The following is a 15742-nucleotide window of genomic DNA, read 5'->3' as shown; positions in this document are numbered from 1 at the left end:
ATGGACAAGCAAGCACGTATCTTCGTGGCGGGGCATCGGGGCATGGTGGGATCGGCGCTGGTGCGCCGTCTCAAGGCCGCCGGTTATCAGAACATCATCACGCGCACGAAGGCGCATCTCGATCTCACCGATCAGGGCGGCGTGAATCTCTTCTTCGAAGAGAATCAGATCGACGTGGTGTTTCTGGCGGCAGCGCGCGTGGGCGGCATCCTCGCCAATTCGACGATGCCCGCCTCGTTCATCTACGAGAACCTCGCGATCGAAACGAACGTGATCCATGCGGCCTGCCGCTGGAACGTGTCGAAGCTGGTTTTCTTCGGGTCCTCGTGCATCTATCCGAAGGCCTGCCCGCAGCCCATCAAGGAGACGTATCTCCTGCAATCGGAGCTGGAGCCGACCAACGAAGCGTATGCCATCGCGAAGATTGCGGGCCTCAAGATGTGCGAGGCCTATAACCGTCAGTACGGCACGCACTTCGTTTCGGTGATGCCGACCAACCTGTACGGCCCGAACGACAACTACGATCTGAAGAGCAGCCATGTGTTGCCCGCGCTGATGCGCAAGGCGCACGAAGCGAAGCTGCGCGGCGATGAATCGCTCCCGGTGTGGGGCACCGGCTCGCCGCGCCGCGAGTTCCTGCATGTCGAAGATCTCGCCGACGCCGCGACTTTCCTCATGGAAAGCGACGTGAACGACGGCGTGTTCAACGTGGGCGTCGGCCATGATCTGACCATCCGCGAACTGGCGCAGACCGTGTGCCGCGTCGTGGGCTTCGAAGGCGAACTCGTGTTCGATGCGAGCAAGCCGGACGGTACGCCGCGCAAGCTGCTCGATGTATCGAAACTGGAAAGCATGGGATGGAAGGCGTCGATCGCGCTCGAAGAAGGCATACGCGCGACGTACGGGGACTTCCTTGAACGCTATGCATCGATGCCGCAGACCCTGGTGACTGCCTGAGTCGCGACGCATCCTTTCGCGGGGATAAAACAATAATGTCAGCTTCAGTGACCATCTTTCATAACGTGGTGTGGTCGCGGCACAAAGGGGAAGTCCTGTCCGCGCTGCACAACATCTCGGGGACCGGCTCCATCCGCTATTCGATGGTGCAGATCGCGGATACCGAGCACGACCGCATCGGCTTCTCCGATGTCGATTACTCGTTTCATCGCTATCCGATGAAGAAGCTCTACAACGGATGCTATGAAGACGTGCCCACCTGGCGCATGACCGCGCGCCTCGTCTGGGAAGTGCTGAAGGCGAAATCCGATCTCGTGGTTTTGCCGGGTTATCACCGTCCCGAATACTGGGCGATGATGGCCGCATGCATCGTGACGGGGAAGCGCCGCGCCGTGTTCTGCGATTCGACCGCACGCGACAATCCGCGCCGCATGCTGACGTCGATTCCTAAGCGCGTGTTCTTTGCGCTGTGCGATGGTTATTTCGCATTCGGCACGCGCAGCCGCGAGTATCTGATGTCGCTCGGAGCGAAGCAGGAGAAGATTTTCATTCCGTGCCAGGCCGCTGCATTGCCGCGCTCGTTCTCGCCGGAAACGGTGGTTCCCGACCGGCTCGCGCATCGGCAAGGCAACAAGCCTGTGTTTCTGTTCGTTGGGCGCTTGTCAGCGGAGAAAGGTATCGATACGCTCGTCGAAGCGTTCAAGATACTGAGAAAGAGCGTGCCGGATGCGGAGTTGCGCATCGTGGGAACGGGGCCGCTCGGCGATGAACTGAAGAAGCAGGTGGCCGATGCGGGCCTGCAAGGCGCGGTGCATTTCCTGGGCAGCCTTCAGGACGCGCCGCTCTCGCGCGAATACTTCGGCGCAAGTTGCATGGTTTTGCCGAGCAAGCGCGAGCCGTGGGGCCTCGTGACGAACGAAGCATTGAATCACGGCTGTCCTGTGATCGTGAGCGAGAGCTGCGGCTGCGTGCCGGAGCTGGTCGTCGAAGGGGTGTCGGGCTATGCGTTCCCTGCGGGCGATGTCGCGAGCCTGCATCGAACCATGCTCAAATCGCTGGAAGCGTTCGCCGATACGGCGGGCGTCGCGAAGCGCTGCACCGAAGTCATTCAGCGCTTCGATCCGCCATCGGCTGCGGCCAGCATAGCTCGGGGCTGTGCGCTGCTGCTGACGAACTGATGAGTCGGTCGACACGGGGAAGGAGGGCGCTACACACGCAGTGATCGAGGGTTGGCGCTTTGCGGGCGACGAGGACACGCCCGGGATTCGAAGCGCGATTGTCGGGCGAGGGACCACATGAAAATACTGATATACGGGCTGAACTACGCGCCCGAGTTGACGGGAACCGGCAAATACACGGCGGAAATGGCGGAAGCGCTGGCGCAGAGTGGGCACGACGTGCGCGTCGTCTGCGCGCCGCCGTACTATCCGGAATGGAAGGTCGGCAAGGGCTATGCAAGCTGGCGGCCTCGCTTCGAGACGCGCAAGGGCGTGCGCCTGTCGCGCGCGCCGTTGTGGGTGCCGAAGAAGCCGAGCGGAGCGAAGCGCATGCTGCATCTGGGCTCGTTCGCGGCCCTGTCGCTGCCTGCGCTGATGCTGCACGCGCTCTGGCGTCCGCATGTCGTGATGACCATCGCACCGAGCCTGGCGAACGCGCCCGGCGCGCTCGCACTGGCCCGATTCACCGGCGCGCGGTCATGGCTGCATATTCAGGATTTCGAAGTAGATGCGGCGTTCGATCTCGGCCTGCTGAAGAACGCACGCGCGGCGCGTGGCGCGCTTGCGTTCGAACGCTGGCTGATGCGCCGCTTCGACGTGGTGTCCTCGATATCCGACAAGATGGTCGAGCGCGCGGTGAAGAAGGGCGTCGCACCCGCCGATGCCTTCCATCTCCCGAACTGGGTCGATACCACCGCGATCTATCCGCTCGACGGTCCGAACGCGTTCCGGCGCGAACTCGGCATTGGCGAGCACACGAAAGTGGTGCTTTACTCGGGCAACATGGGCGCGAAGCAAGGCCTCGAAGTGTTGGCGGCCGCCGCCGCTGAATTTGCATCGCGCGATGACGTGGTGTTCGTCTTCTGCGGCAACGGCGCGACCAAGGCCGAGCTGCAAAAGCGTTGCGCGGATTTGCCGAATACGCGCTTTCTCTCACTGCAACCGGTCGAGCGTCTCAACGAGCTATTGAATCTCGCGGACATCCACGTGCTGCCGCAACGCGGCGATGTCGCCGACCTCGTCATGCCCTCGAAGCTCACCGGCATGTTTGCAAGTGCGCGCGCTGTCGTCGCGATGGCCCATCCCGGCACCGAGTTATATGAAGCGGTATCGGGGCGCGGTGTCGTGATCGAGCCGGAAAGCGTCGACGCATTGACCGATGCCATCGAGATGCTCGTGCGCAACCCGGCGCTGCGTGCGCGCTATGGTGAGGAAGGGCGCCTCTTCGCGCAAGAACGGCTTTCGCCGCAATCGGTGTTCGCGCGGCTCGAAGAGCGCTTGAAGTCGCTCGTCGGCGATGCGGCCGCAGTCCGTGGCGGCGACGCCGTCGAACTGCCCATCGTTCGCATGAAGGAACGCGCACCGATCATGCCGCAAGTCGAAAAGATCGAGTGAGCAGTATCGTCGGCCGTTCGGTGATCTGAACGGCCGATCACCCGTCCTCAATACGGCGACTTGTAAATCTCTCTCGGCCGCACGGCTTTCGCCGGCGGCTTCAACCCATCGGGCGTGCGATAAAGCGTCGCTGCCGCGGCCTGAGGCATCATCATCGCCTTCGCATCCGCATTGCGTCCGACGCGCCGCAATTGCGCGCCCGCGCCACGATTTCCCGCATAGCCATTCTGTTGCGCGAGCAGCTTGTCCGTTGGCGATATGCCCTGCGCGGTCTGCGCATTCGTGATCGGCCCGCGCTGTCCGCCTTTGCCGTTGACCGGCGCGCCGTAGGGATCGGCGTATCGATCCGGACTGCCTAGCAAATCCATTTCCGACGGCACGCCGCCGCCCGCCTGCTTCGCGATCGCCGCATCGGCGAAATTGCCCGCATGCGCAAGGGGCGATGCGATCAGCGTAGCCAGCACAAGCGGCATGAGCGCCGCGCGTAGCTCGTGTTTCATTCGATCCTCCGGGACTTTGTTGCAGTGATCGGCATGCATTCCTGAATGCTCTGTCATGCGTTGTACAGAGATTGCACCGGCGCATCGGTACGCTACTCCACGCGGCGTGATGAATCGCATACGCATGGCCGGGAGCTTACGGTCAGGCTCCGACTAGTGCCGCCAAATGTCTTGCCGATGCGGCCAAGCGTGTCATAGCGCACGTGGCGCATTTTGACGTTCGCTGATAATCGGTTCACCGTATGCGGTCCAGCGCCATGGCGCGATCGATACGAATAACAAGCAACGAAGACTGCACATCACCTTGTATTCGAAGAATCAATGCGCGCGACCACGCGCAGCAAGCGCACAGCGAACAAGGCCGGGGATTACATGGACAGAGCGATCGACGAGCGATGCATCGGCGCGCCCAGCGACGGGCGCAGCGACGACAAACACGACGCGCGGATCAAACGCGGCAATGTCATCGATCTTTCGCTCGCGGGTCCGGGCAACTTCGTCGCGAAGCGCAGCTTTCTCATCGAGCTCGTGTGGTTCTTCGTCGAAGCATGCTTCATCAATAACAAGCTGATTCCGGTTTCGTTCGTGCGTGTGGCGCTGTTGCGGGCGTTCGGCGCGCGCATCGGCAGGAACTGTCGCATGCCGCATCCCATTCGCGTGAAGGCGCCGTGGAATCTCGAAGTCGGCGATAACTGCTGGTTCGGCGTCGATGCGTGGATCTATAACCAGACCGATATCCGCATCGGTTCGAATGTGTGCATTTCGCAAGGCACGTTTCTCACGACCGGATCGCACGATGCGGCCGGCAGCATGGATTTGCAGGTCGCGCCGATCGTGATCGAAGACGGCGTATGGATCACATCGAAATGCGTCGTGCAGATGGGCGTCACCATCGGACGATCGGCGCTCGTTACGCCGCTTTCCGTGGTGCATCGCTCGCTGGAAGCCGAGGGCGTGTACGGCGGCAATCCGGTGCGATTCATCAGGAAGCGCTTTCCTGCATGACAGACGGGCAAGGCATCACGAGGGCGCTGCATGAAGGCCGCAGCGCGGCATCGCTTAAAGCATGAAAATAAGAGGGAGCACGGGGCATGTTCATTGACAGCCGGAGCGTGGACGAAGGCGCAGTCATCGAGACCACGGTATGCATCGTCGGCGCGGGTGTCGCCGGCATAACGCTGGCGCTGGAGCTGGAGAAGCAGGGCATCAGCGCGTGTCTGCTGGAAAGCGGCGGATATAAGGCGGACAACGACACGCGCGATCTCTATCGTGGCGAGAACGTTGGCGTTCCTTACGAATTCGCCGATGGATGCCGCAGCCGCTTTCTCGGCGGCAGCAGCAACTGCTGGGGCGGATGGTGCCGCCCGCTCGATCCGTGGGACTTCGAGAAGCGCGACTGGGTGGCCGACAGCGGCTGGCCGTTCGGCCTTGAAGAACTGCGCCCGTATTACGAGCGCACCCATGCGCTGCTGCAACTCGGCGAGAACAATTTCGATCCCGCGCATTGGGAAGCGGCGATCAACCGGCCGGACGTGCGGCGTCATCCGTTCCTGAGCGGCAACGTGCGCGACACGATCTCGCAGTTCAGCCCGCCCGTGCGCTTCGGCAAGGTGTATCGCAAGGAGCTGCTGGCGGCGAAAAGCGTGCGCGTGTTCCTGTACGCGAACGCGTTGAACATCGACACCGATACCGATGCGCGCTCCGTCACGAAGATCGATGTCGGCACGCTGTCCGGCCGCCGCTTCGCGATTCGCGCAAAAGTGTTCGTGCTCGCGACGGGCGGCATCGAGAATGCGCGGCTGCTGCTTTCGTCGAACAAGGTGCAGGCGGCAGGTCTTGGCAACGGCAATGATCTGGTCGGCCGCTATTTCATGGACCATCCGCGCATCATGTCGGCGAGCGTGCACTTCAAGAAGGAGTGGGCGCGCAACAAGCTCTACGACATCAAGTATCACTATCAGAACAAGGCGGTCTCCGCGAACGGCACGTTCATCTCGTCGCAGTTTGCGCTGACGCAAAAGACACTGAAGCGCGAGAAGCTGCTCAATGCGCGTGCGTGGTTCTATTCGGTGTTCCGTGGCGAGAACACGAAGGGCTCCGAGGCGCTCATCCGCGCGAAGCAGGCCATGCTCAAGAAGGACCAGCCGGGCTACAGCATGGCGGCGGACCTCGTCACGATGATGACTCATCCCGTCGATACCGCCTGCTTCGGTCTCGCGCGTCTGTTGCAGCCGCGTCCGCTCATCACGGAAGTGAAGATTCAGACCATCGTGGAAGCGGAGCCGAATCGCGATAGCCGCGTGACACTGTCCGCGCAAAAAGACGCGCTCGGCATGAATCGCGTTAAGGTGGACTGGCAGGTGACCGAGCTCGTGAAGCGCACGTTTGATCGCACTGTCGCGCATATCGCGACGGAACTGCGGCGCGGCGGCGTGGCCGATGTCACGCTCGACGAGCCGCTGCAAGGCAAGCCGTGGCCGGCGCAGCTCGAAGGCACGTGGCATCACATGGGCACGACGCGCATGCACGATTCGCCGAAGAACGGCGTGGTGGACCGCAACCTGAAGGTCCACGGCATGAGCAATCTGTACGTGGCGGGAAGCTCGGTGTTCCCGACCGTCGGCGCGAATTTCCCGACGATCACCATCGCCGCGCTGACCTTGCGACTGGCGGGGCATCTTCAGCGCGTCATCAAGAGCGACGATGCAGCGCCGACGATCGTCACGGCGTCCGGCAAGCCGATGCGTCACGAGAAACAAGCCGAATCGCTGCCGATGGCGGCATCGGCCATGCATATGCGGGGAGACCTGGCGTAAAGCCTGGCATGTAGGGGAAGGGGGCGCCGCCGGTTCGGAAGACCGGCGGCGTTTTCTTTGGTGGCTATAATCGGCATCCGTTCATCGCTTCGAATTGGATCGCCTGTGAAAAAGCTCACCGTCATCGCTATTGCTTCCGTATTGCTCGCAGCATGTTCCTCGCCCGAGAAGGACGCGCTGAAGGCTCAGGGTTTCACGCGCTCGGAACAGGCGCTCGAGACGGCGCAGCGAAACGCGACGCTCGCGTGTCGCGACGCCGCGCAATGCAATGCGATGTGGGATATGACGAAGCGTTATATCGAGCAGAATTCGAATCAGCCGGTGATTCGCGCCGATGCCGACGCTATCGAGAGCGACTTGCCTTTGCGTTCGGGCAAGCCGGTTTATTCGGCCACGCGCGTGGCAAAGGGCAATGGCGCGACGATCTCGCTCTATGCGCAATGCCGCGGCATGTATGGCCCCGAGCGCGCGAAGGGCTCGGATTACGACGACTGCGCAAGCAAGATCATCGCGGTGCAAAACCGCTTTGCGAGCGCTATCCAGTCGCCTCGCTGACCAGACCGCGCGTGACGCCGCCATCGCGCCGGTTTGCCGTTTCGCGCAGCACACGCACGAGGTCTTTCGACATCGCATCGACGTGAAAGCGCTGCATGAAGGTGGCAAGCGCCTGCTCGCGCATCGCGGCTGCCGCGTCGGCGTCCATGCGCAGCCAGGTCGATAGCGCTTCAATGGCGCCGTCGACCGTATCGCTCGTGACGATGCCCGCGCCGTCTTCCTTCACTTCGCGCCAGATGTTGACCTTGTCGGAGATCAGTACCGGCAGCTTCGAGCCCAGCGCTTCTGCCACGGCAATGCCGAAGTTCTCCTGATGCGACGGCAACGCGAATACGTCGCTCGTGCGGAAAGCGCCCCACTTGAGATCGCCGGTGAGCATGCCCGTCCACGTCGTGCGGTCCTCGATGCCGAGTTCCTTCGCAAGGGTGCGCAGCTGTCTGGCCCATTCGCTATCGTCGGGACCGGCCATCACCAGATGCGCGCGAGGGTCGATATCGCGCACGGCCGCGAAGGCCTTCAGCAGCAGATCACATCCTTTCTTCTCGTGAATGCGGCCGAGGAAGAGAATCGCGCGCTTGCCCGCGAGTTGCGGAAACTTCGACAGAAACGCGTTGCGCAATGTCGTCGAATCAGCGGGCGGCTGGCGCGTGCCGAACGACACGACTTCTTCGTTCGCACGATAAAGCCTGAACGATTCGCGCGCGAGCAAGCGTTCCTCTTGCGTCGTGAAGAGCACGCGCCTTGCATCGCGCAACACGCGATATTCAGCCCAGGGCCAGTACAGGCACTTCTTCAGATGCTTGAGCGGATACGTGCGCTTGAACCACGGATCGAGCATGCCATGCGGGAACACGTAATACGGCACGTTGCTGCCGCGCAGCGCCTTCCATGCGCCGAAGCTGTGGTATTGCCAGAGACCGTTGACGATGATCGCGTCGAAGCGAACCGCATGTTCGGCGAGCCACGGCACGAGCCGCGGACATAGCCCATAGAAGCCGCGCGACGGACCGAGCGCATGCAGACGCAACGGAAACGCCTTGAGATAGGGCGCATCCGGTGCATCGAGCGATACGACTTCGATTTGATGGCCCATCGCGCGCATGCTGAGGCCGCTTTGCAGCACGCCCTCTGTGGGACCGCCCGCACGCGGATCGACGGTGGACAGCAGATGCAGAATCTTCATGAAGCAACGAGCCCCGGAATCGTTGACATTGACATATGCGATGGCACTGGCGATCGCATCATGCGTACGGTGCGAGCGAACCCGCACCCGATGGCGGCTCGTGTCGGTCTTGTCCATGATGATCGTGCGCGATGGCTGCTGCGTGTGATGGCAGCATGTCCGGCATCGGCCCGTAAAACGGATCGTAGTTCGGATGAACGTCCGGTCGCGTGCCGCCATAGCGCCTTCTCATCGATGCCTGATGCGCCGAAGCATGTGCCGCGCGCATCCGCATGTTTTGAGCGATGCGTGCAAAGGCCGCGACGAGCAAGCCAAGCGCGACGCCGAACACGATGCCGGAGAAGCGGTTGCCAAGCGGGTTGCCGCCGACCGATGTCGCAGGCAGCGCGGCGACGACGAGCAGCGCGCGGCCAAGCACGGGCAGATAGACGGCATCCGGCGAGCGGCGCCGCCACGCGCGATACGCCATCGAGCCGCGATACAGCGCCCACAGCACGGCGATCGGCAGCGCGATGCCGAACAGCACGCCGCCGGCGAAGAACTGATAGACCCAGAAGTTGTGTCCCGCCGCCCATTCCTTGATCGCGTAGAAATCCTTCGGCGTGAACTGGCCGGCGAGGTCCGGCAGATAGTCCGGCGAATAGCGATAGTCGTGGCCGTAGCCCTTGCCGACGATAACGGACAGCGTGTCCGACATCGTTTGATCGTACTGGTCCTTCATTTCTGCAAGACGCGTGATGGTCGTCGGATCGCGGCCCGATTCCGTGGCCTTCGCAAACGACATGCGCTGCGACCAGTGCTCGGCCACCGCAGGGAAGAACGCGGCGGAAGCGGCGACCATCGCGCCGAGCAAGGCGGCGATCATGACTGCGCGCAGTCCCGCCTTGAAGAGATGCCTGGCCGAAGGCGCGGCGAGCCACGTCGCGAAGGCGAAGAGCAGCATCGTGCCGACGAGCAGACTGCGCGTGACGCTCAGCAGCTCGATCACGACCGTCGCGAGAAACAGCAGCACGGTCAGCTTCGTCATGCGCTTGGCGACGACGAACTCATGCAGCAAGAGACCTTGCAGGCAAAGGAACGTGACCGATACGATGCGAAAGCGCACGTTCTCCAGTCCACCGCCGGTCGCCATGCCATAGGCGAAGCTGAACACGAGCGATGCCACCATCGACCAGAACATCGCGCGTTCAATCTGTTCGAGCCGCTGCGAATCCCACGGACGGCAAGCGACGAAATAGCCGAGCAGCATGAGCGCGAACGGCAGGATCACGCGCATGTAGTTCCCCGAATCGTTTCCTTGCAGCACTTGCGTCGCGACACTGCCGAGCATCGTGACGAGAAAGAGCGACGTGATGATCGTGCGCAGCCGCGAGCGCTGTGCGAATCGCGGAGCGATCATCAGCAGGGCGCAGGCCGCGCCTATCGCGGGAATGGTGAGCAGAATCTGTATGGCCTTGCTGGCGGTTTCTGCGGCCTTGAAGTCGAAAGCGAGCGGCAGCAGAAAAAGCCAGATCCAGACGACGGCGAACTTGTTGCGCATGGCGTTCTCTTTAGATGGCTTCGCGGCATTGAGCCGGTGCGTGCCCTGGAAGCCTGAAGTCGCGTGTCGGATGCTTGGTCAAAGCTCGAGCGACGGTCCCCGGGTACCCCGTATTTGTGCGTCGAATATATCAGCGGGTAGAAGCGCGATCCGCCGGCGCGGCGTTTAGCAACTAGTCTTCGGCGCGAATCGACGGATGGCCATGTGCGCCGCACCACGCTCGTCAAGTTCGCATCGTTCGTGTGTTGGCGAGGTCACGTAGCGCGCGACGCGCTGTCGGCTAAGAACGCGATTCTGGCCGATTGCACCGCCCTTCTCGAACGAACATTGCACTGCCGGAATACCGGTGTGAGACCACGATAATCGCGATGCGCGTGCGTGCGCCGATATGAGGACCCGGGCGGCGAGGCATCCAATACAAACAAGACCTTCGCAGACAGGGGGAAGGCCATGAGCCTTTTCGGCGCCACACGCATGTCAGGACCCAATCGATCGATCGAGCTCGATTTCATCCGGGGCCTTGCCATCATCGCAGTCATGGGGTTTCACTTTCATTCGTATCCGACGGGCAGTGCGTTCATTGCCGCGATCGAATATCCGCTCAAGAGCTTCGGCCATGAAGGCGTGAATCTTTTCTTCACGCTGAGCGGCTTTCTCGTCGGCGGCTTGCTGTTGAAGCAATACGCGCAGGAAGGGCGCATCGATGCAGGGCGCTTCATCGTGCGGCGCATCTTCAAGATATGGCCCGCGTACTACGCGCTGATCCTGTTCCATGTGATCGTGGGGCGGCATCCGGCCGATACGTTCCTCGTGCAGAACCTCACGCACATGCAGAACTACTTCGGTTCGTCGGTCGCGCAGACTTGGAGCCTCGCAGTCGAGGAGCATTTCTATCTGTTCCTGCCGCTGCTGCTGATCGTGTTCGCGCGCTGGCAAACCCGGATCAATACGATACTGACCGTGCTCGCCGGCATCTGCGTCGCCGTGCTGATTGCGCGCAGCATCGCGGTCTATAACGGCGATCTCCAGGGGACCTTCTTCTATACGCAATACCGCATCGACAGCCTGCTGTTCGGCGTGATGCTCGCCGCGATCTACTGGCTCAAGCCCGCGGTGTATCGCGGGATCGCCGAGAGAAAGGGCGTGCTGATTGCGATCGTCGCGGGCCTCGCGCTGTGGCTCGTGCTCGGCACGCGCAACCCGGCGGTGGATCAAAGCATCGGTTATACGGTTCAAGCGCTCGGCTATTGCGCGTTGATCGTGCTGACGCTCGAGTACTCCGGGCGCGTGCGCGAGACGCTGATCTATCGCGTGATCGGGTGGATCGGCGTGTACTCGTATGGCATCTATCTGTGGCATTCGCTGGCGCTCGCGCCGGGCGACATGCTCATCCGCAAGGCCGCGGCGCTGAATCTGCCGGCGATACCCGCGTGGGGCGTCATCATGGCGGCGCAATTCGCCATCGCAATCATCGTGGGCTATGTAACGACGCGTGCTGTCGAGTTTCCGTTCCTCCGCATTCGCGATGCGTTGTTCCCTGCGAAGCGGAAAGTCGAAGTGTCCGAAGTGGTGGGCCGTCAGGCTTGAGATGAAAAAAGCCGGTGCTTGCGGTTATCGCAAGCACCGGCTCTTTATTGCAACGGATCAGGCCATCGCCTGACGCAGCGTTTCCTTGAATTGCGCAAGCGTGTTGCGTTCGAGCAGATGCCCTTGAACGACAGGCCGAGTGCGTCGCGCGAGCACATCGTCGAGCGCACGGTTGATCGATGCAGGCGACAGATCATCGATGACGGGCCCCAAATCCCCCGTGCGGCAGAACCAGCCGATCAGTCCATCGGCCGTCGCGACCACCGGCTTGCCGAAGCGGAACGCCTGCACGAGCACGCCGCTCATGCCGTAGTGGCCTTTATAGCCGAGCCACACCACATCGCACGCGGAGAAAAGGTCCAGCTCCATCTCGCTCGGGATGAAGCGATCCAACACGACCGGCGCGGGCGTGAGCCTGGCGACCGCCGCTGCCAGCAAGGCGCGCGCATCGTTGTCCTGCTTGCCGGCGATGACGAGCGTCGGCGCATGTGCATCGCCGTTGCGCGCGGCGAGCGCATCGATCAGTTCGAAGAGGCCCTTGCGATCGTTGATCGCGCCATACACGAGCACATGCTTGCCGTCCGAAAGCCCGAGCCTTTGCTTCGCCGCCGATGGCTCGGCTGCGCGCGCATCCGGAAACGGATCGGCGAGATATTCGATCGCTGTGCGCCCGCTATGGCCCGCGTTGCGCTTCCACCAGTCCGACAAAGTCGGGTCGATGGTCAGCAGCGTCTTCATGCCGCCCACGCGAACCGCACGCGCGAAGAGCTTCGATTTCACCGCATTGACGAGCGGCCGGCGCGGCGCGCGCACGCCGACGAGATGATGATGAAAGTTCGAGCGCATCGTGACGCCGACCCACGGCGTCTTGCCGAACGGCGAGCGCAGAAACGGCAGCGCGAGCAGAAAGTAATCGACATAAGGCACGACGACGAGCGCGACCTTGCGCTCGCGGCTGGCCATTGCATACGCATGCCGGAACTCTTCGTGCGAGCGCATATAGCTGATCGAAGAAAGACCCTTGCGCCCGCGATGCTCGGGCGGCGCAACGAGCGTGATGTCGAGCGCACCGCCGCCTTGCTCGCGAATCTTCCTGACGAGCGGATGCTCGGCGTTACGCGGCTGCGTCACGATGAGGCAGCGATAACCCGCTTCCATATACGCGTTCGCGGCCCATTCCGCATAGCGCCAGCGATGGCCGCTGAAATCGGGCTCGATGATGAGGACGGTCTCGTTCGCCATGATGTTGGTATCCGGCATGGTAATGGTGGAGTGAGGCACGCTGCATTTTGAGGCGTCACCGGCATCGCCGGATGTGGTCGAGGACACGCAACGCGATCCGTCAATCCTCACTACCACCACGCAGGGCCGATTAGCACTACGCGTTGTCGTCCGCAACGGATGCGGTCACGATACTTTGCGTCAGTCGCCTGAAAACAAGCGTCGTCGTGCGCGCACCCGTCGTCCGGACATGGTGCGTCGGCGTGGCGCGCAAGGTGGATCGCGCGCGATACCGACATATCGCCGCGCCACGAATCGAATAAACATCAGCAGCGCGGGGAAATTGAGTGAGATCTGTCCGGCTACCTTTTATGCCAGCACGCGCGCGATTCGGGCACGATGCCGCGTTCTGGGTGCTCCTGCAACAAGTGGTGGTGCGCGGCCTCGTTGCCGTGAAGTTCCTGGCCATCGGCCGCATACTCGGGCCGGAAGCGATCGGCGCGGTGAGCATTGCGCTGCTTGCGGTGGCTATCGCCGAATCCTTGTCCGATACCGGGCTTGCACAGGCCGTCGTGCAAGGGCGTGATGCGCCCACGCACGATGAGCTCGGCGCGGTATGGGCCACGCTCGCGATGCGCGGCGTGTTGATCGGCCTCCTGCTTGCCGCGCTCGCGCCACTGATGACGAGCCAGTTCCACATGAGCGGCTCCATCGGACTGATTCTGCTTGCGGCCGTGTTACCCATCATGCGCGGCGTTGCCTCGCCGGCGTATTTCATCGTCACGCGACATCGCGGCTTTCAGGCGCTGGCGGGCGTGGAGACATCGGCGGCGTTCACCGATTGCGCAGTGGGACTCGTATGCGCGCTATCGGGCGCGGGCGCCTATTCGGTGCTCATCGGCCTCGTTGCGGGCGAATTGCTGAAGACCACGCTGACCTGGACCGCCATGTCGCCGCGTCCGCCGATTCGCTTTTCGTTTGCGGGCATCTCGCACTACGTCAACTTCAGCCGATGGATCTGGGCAGGCAGCGTCGTCAATCTGCTGCTCAATCAGTTCGACAAGGTGGTCGTCGCCAAGCTGCTCGGACCGATGCAGCTGGGCGCGTATCAGATGTCGTCGAAGCTCGCGCAGATGCTGCTCGCCGATGCCGCCATCGCGATGTCGCAGTATCTGTTTCCGACGTTCTCCGAGCATCTCCGGCGCGACGTTGCAGGTGCACGCAAGCTGTTTCGCCGCTATCTGCTGCTCGCGGGCGTCGGCCTGACGGTGCTCGTGATCGTGCTGCGCATCGCCGCCGAGCCGCTCTTCAATTTCGTGCTGGGACCGGCGTGGCTGTCGGCGGTGCCGCTCTTCAGGATCTTCGTCATCAACATGGCGATCGGCGCGGTCATCGCGGTGCTCGTGTCGTGGCTGCGTGCGGCGGGCATGCCGAAGGTCGCGACGCACGCGTCGATCATTCAGGCGATCGTGCTGTGCGTGACCGTGCCTGTCGCGATGCATCTGTGGGGTGTGACGGGCATTGCATGGGCGATGACAGCGGGCCTCGGTTCGGCTGCTGCATGGATGCTCTATCGAAGCGTGAAGGAGGCTTAATGCGGATCATCCATCTCGTGCTCGCGCCGCGTCTTTCCGGTGCGGAAGTGCTGGCGAAAGACTTGGCGATACATCAGCAACGCGGCGGGCAAACGGTCGCGATCGCATCGCTGACGCCTGCACATGACGACTTCACCGCGTTGCAGGCGGAACTGGTGGCGAACGGCGTGCAGTGTCTCTTTCCGCAGCACGCGCAAGGACGCTTCGGCAAGCTGTGGAATCTGTATCGGACCATGAGCGGGTATCGCGCGGACGTGATCTTCGCGCACGCGACGATCCCCGCGTTCTATGCGCGCATGCTGCCGCTCGGCGTGCCGGTCGTCTACGTGATGCACTCGGCCACCAACGACTTCGAGAGCGCGATGTTCCGGCGTGTCGAACGCATGCTGTCGCGGCGGGCGCGCGCGGTGATCGCCGTATCGCCGGCGAATATCGACGATTACGTGCGCGCCGTCGGCCGTCATCCGTCGATGACGCTGATCCCGAACGGCGTCGACATGTCGCGCTTTTCGATGCGCGCGGCGCATGGTGCAGTGAACGCATCGCAACAGATCGTGCAGATCGGACGCTATACGTCGGTGAAGAATCAGCTCTCGACGGTGCATGCGTTCCAGCGGGTCGTCGAACGCGTGCCCGATGCGCGGCTGCTTCTGTGCGGCGTGATCGAAGATCCGGCGTATCACGCAGCCGTGAGCGATCTCATCGACAAGCTCGGCCTCTCCGATAACGTGACGCTGCAGGGGCCGCGTTCGGATATCGCGGAACTGCTGTTTTCGTCGAGCGTGTTCGCGATGCCTTCGCGCTCGGAAGGACACAGCATCGCTTTTCTGGAGGCGCTGGCGTCAGGCGTGCCGGTGGTCGCGAGCACCATCCGGCCGTTTGCATTCGCGGCGGATTTTCCCGGCGTGCGTCTTTGCGATCCCGACGATACCGCCGCCTACGCCGATGCGCTCGTTTCCGCGCTGACGCAGCCGCGTTCGCACAGGCCGCTCAACGGCCTCACGCTCGCTGATACCGCTGCGCAATACCTCGCCGTCGCTCGCGGCGTCGCGCGCGGCCTGCCGGGTGCAGCGCCTGCCTGAAGGATTGGACGGCGATCGCGCTGGCGAATCGTGCTGGCGCATCCGTCGTTTTTCGCGTATCAAAGAGATGCCGCAGCCCTCATGGAAGGAGAAC

General features: G+C 62.5%; 13 protein-coding genes. 9 read left to right on the top strand and 4 right to left on the bottom strand.

The annotated features are described in order from the left end of the window. The 3 genes from AB6804_RS25260 (at position 1) to AB6804_RS25250 (ending at position 3569) form a co-directional block, all read left to right on the top strand. The gene (locus AB6804_RS25260) at positions 1-957 is read left to right on the top strand and encodes a GDP-L-fucose synthase (RefSeq protein ID WP_244794226.1); all 957 of its coding nucleotides are present in this window, start codon (positions 1-3) and stop codon (positions 955-957) included. A 35-nt stretch (positions 958-992) separates the two neighbouring features. Further along, positions 993-2135: a glycosyltransferase family 4 protein gene (locus AB6804_RS25255; RefSeq protein ID WP_244794227.1), complete on the top strand. Its 1143-nt coding sequence runs from the start codon at positions 993-995 to the stop codon at positions 2133-2135. Positions 2136-2252: 117 nt separating this feature from the next. After that, the gene (locus tag AB6804_RS25250) at positions 2253-3569 is read left to right on the top strand and encodes a glycosyltransferase WbuB (RefSeq protein WP_244794228.1); all 1317 of its coding nucleotides are present in this window, start codon (positions 2253-2255) and stop codon (positions 3567-3569) included. Positions 3570-3616: 47 nt separating this feature from the next. Here AB6804_RS25250 and AB6804_RS25245 read toward each other — a convergent pair whose 3' ends face one another. Further along, entirely contained in the window at positions 3617-4069 is a 453-nt protein-coding gene (locus tag AB6804_RS25245; RefSeq protein WP_370888764.1) for a hypothetical protein, read from the bottom strand. Between the two features lie 321 nt (positions 4070-4390). Between AB6804_RS25245 and AB6804_RS25240 the strand changes: the two genes are divergently transcribed. The 3 genes from AB6804_RS25240 (at position 4391) to AB6804_RS25230 (ending at position 7440) form a co-directional block, all read left to right on the top strand. Next, positions 4391-5074, top strand: a complete 684-nt coding sequence (locus tag AB6804_RS25240; protein WP_244794230.1) for a DapH/DapD/GlmU-related protein — start codon at positions 4391-4393, stop codon at positions 5072-5074. An 86-nt stretch (positions 5075-5160) separates the two neighbouring features. Beyond that, positions 5161-6885 carry an FAD-dependent oxidoreductase gene (locus AB6804_RS25235; protein WP_244794231.1) on the top strand — a complete coding sequence of 575 codons (1725 nt, stop codon included), beginning with the start codon at positions 5161-5163 and terminating at the stop codon, positions 6883-6885. A 105-nt stretch (positions 6886-6990) separates the two neighbouring features. Continuing rightward, positions 6991-7440 (top strand): hypothetical protein, encoded by a 450-nt coding sequence (locus AB6804_RS25230; protein WP_244794232.1) that lies wholly within the window; start codon positions 6991-6993, stop codon positions 7438-7440. Here the strand turns inward: AB6804_RS25230 and AB6804_RS25225 are convergent. Together AB6804_RS25225 and AB6804_RS25220 are read right to left on the bottom strand one after the other, a co-directional pair. Then, positions 7421-8623 carry a glycosyltransferase gene (locus AB6804_RS25225; protein WP_244794233.1) on the bottom strand — a complete coding sequence of 401 codons (1203 nt, stop codon included), beginning with the start codon at positions 8621-8623 and terminating at the stop codon, positions 7421-7423. The two genes, AB6804_RS25230 and AB6804_RS25225, sit on opposite strands and share 20 nt — an antisense overlap. A gap of 58 nt (positions 8624-8681) precedes the next feature. After that, entirely contained in the window at positions 8682-10163 is a 1482-nt protein-coding gene (locus tag AB6804_RS25220) for a hypothetical protein (RefSeq protein ID WP_370888763.1), read from the bottom strand. A 450-nt stretch (positions 10164-10613) separates the two neighbouring features. Between AB6804_RS25220 and AB6804_RS25215 the strand changes: the two genes are divergently transcribed. After that, the gene (locus AB6804_RS25215) at positions 10614-11750 is read left to right on the top strand and encodes an acyltransferase (RefSeq protein ID WP_244794235.1); all 1137 of its coding nucleotides are present in this window, start codon (positions 10614-10616) and stop codon (positions 11748-11750) included. A 57-nt stretch (positions 11751-11807) separates the two neighbouring features. Here AB6804_RS25215 and AB6804_RS25210 read toward each other — a convergent pair whose 3' ends face one another. After that, the gene (locus AB6804_RS25210; RefSeq protein ID WP_370888762.1) at positions 11808-12992 is read right to left on the bottom strand and encodes a glycosyltransferase; all 1185 of its coding nucleotides are present in this window, start codon (positions 12990-12992) and stop codon (positions 11808-11810) included. 350 nt (positions 12993-13342) lie between these two features. Here AB6804_RS25210 and AB6804_RS25205 point away from each other — a divergent pair, with 350 nt between their 5' ends. Together AB6804_RS25205 and AB6804_RS25200 are read left to right on the top strand one after the other, a co-directional pair. Further along, positions 13343-14566 carry an oligosaccharide flippase family protein gene (locus AB6804_RS25205; RefSeq protein WP_370888761.1) on the top strand — a complete coding sequence of 408 codons (1224 nt, stop codon included), beginning with the start codon at positions 13343-13345 and terminating at the stop codon, positions 14564-14566. After that, positions 14566-15648, top strand: coding sequence for a glycosyltransferase (locus AB6804_RS25200; RefSeq protein WP_244794238.1), 1083 nt, complete (start codon positions 14566-14568; stop codon positions 15646-15648). The genes AB6804_RS25205 and AB6804_RS25200 overlap by 1 nt, the downstream gene beginning before the upstream one ends. Positions 15649-15742 lie beyond the last annotated feature (94 nt).

The sequence above is a fragment of the Caballeronia sp. RCC_10 genome (assembly GCF_041360715.1).
Taxonomy (GTDB): Bacteria; Pseudomonadota; Gammaproteobacteria; order Burkholderiales; family Burkholderiaceae; genus Caballeronia; species Caballeronia grimmiae.
The sequence above is the reverse complement of the archived record's forward strand: the minus strand, read 5'-3'. Positions and strand labels throughout refer to the sequence as shown.